General features: G+C 45.3%; 2 protein-coding genes. Both read right to left on the bottom strand.

Annotation, left to right across the window (positions count from 1 at the left end; translation table 11 throughout):
- Window positions 1-1,130, bottom strand: a 1,130-nt coding sequence (gene tnpC / locus FH976_RS15690) for an IS66 family transposase (protein WP_194091708.1), incomplete at its 3' end; no start/stop codon positions are given.
- A gap of 80 nt (window positions 1,131-1,210) precedes the next feature.
- Window positions 1,211-1,546, bottom strand: a 336-nt coding sequence (tnpB, locus tag FH976_RS15695; RefSeq protein WP_194091709.1) for an IS66 family insertion sequence element accessory protein TnpB, incomplete at its 5' end; no start/stop codon positions are given.

The following is a 1,546-nucleotide window of genomic DNA, read 5'->3' on the forward strand; positions in this document are numbered from 1 at the left end:
ATTTTTAGCTTGCTAAGAATAGGCAGGCTAACCTCTTGTCTTGCCGTATATTTGTCATCCACACTTTTATCTTTGATGCGTGACTCAACGCCGTACAGTTTTTGGATAAGGCTCAATACCACATCCGCTTTGCCGGTTTTGTTTTTACCTTGTAGCTTTTTCGCGTCGATAAATTTACGACGAGCATGCGCCCAGCAGCCGATTAAGGTTGCCTCTGTTCTGGCATAGGCTTGATAGCCATCCACGTGCAAGTACCCTTGATATCCATCAAGGTAATTGACCACGCAGGCGGCCGCGCGACTATTGTGGAAGTCGTAAAGTACGATATTAGGGATGGGATTATTCGGGTCTGGTGAATCTCGACCCGAGCAATACACCCACATGTAACTGTTTACTTTGTCCGATTTCACCACCTTTAATGGCGTTTCATCGGCAAACAGCGTGGGTTGCCTTAACAGCTCGGCTTTAAGCCGTTCAACTAATGGCGCGAAGAGTGTGGCTGATTTGTCTATCCAGCTGCTCATGGTCTGTCGACTGAGTTCAATACCGTATTGCTTAAACATCGCTTCCTGGCGATACAGCGGTAACCCGTATTGGTATTTACTGGTGATAAGCTGACTGAGCAAACTACTGGTTGCAATGCCTTTGTTGATGGGCATGGCAGGCATTGAGGCTTGTTTAATCTGTGTCTGAGTTGAGGATTTATCACAGTGACGGCAGGCGTATTTAGGCCTAATATGCTCAATCACTTTGATTTTAGCGGGTATGAACTCAAGCTTTTCTGACTTATCTTCACCCATTCTATGTAGCTCACCGCCACAGCAATCACAGGTTTTCTCGATGATGTCGTGAATAACCTGCTCACGAGGTAAGTCTTTTGGCAGTGGCTTACGCACCGGCTTTTTACGGGTATAGCTAATGGATTGTTGCTCTGCCTCAACTTCCTCAACAATTTCTTCCACTTCATTGAATAACTCGCCTTGCCCGGCAAAGCCTTCAGCACTTTTGCCGAATTGTTTTTGTTGGGCCAAGCTCCAGCGCTCTTCCAATGCCGCAATCTGGGCATCCTTCTGCGCTAACAGTTTTTCAAGTTCAGCAATGCGCTGTTTAAGGGCGAGTTCATTTTTCATGACGCCTATTTTAAGGCATCATCAAAGGCTTTGCAGTGCTAACTGAACTCACTTTGATGATCATCAATCGATCGCAAATATTAAAGCATTTTCTTACCTGCGACATCAATTTTACTGTGTCCAATCACATCATAACCCGATAATAACCAGTGTAATTGCTGCTCGCTTAAGGTCATGGTGGGTGACATGAGTTTGGGCCATTTGAACTTATGCTTATCTAATCGCTTATACCACAGTGCAAAACCGGTGTTATCCCAGTAAAGCAGTTTGAGTTTGTCACGGCCTTTATTACAAAACACAAATAGCGCACCACTGAGCACGGGTAGTTCAAGCTCTGCTTCCACCAACGCCGCCAGACCATTAATTGATTTTCGAAAATCAACGGCATCGGCACATAAATAGACGGTGGGTACATC

The organism is Vibrio hibernica, assembly GCF_015223435.1.
Lineage (GTDB): Bacteria > Pseudomonadota > Gammaproteobacteria > Enterobacterales > Vibrionaceae > Vibrio > Vibrio hibernica.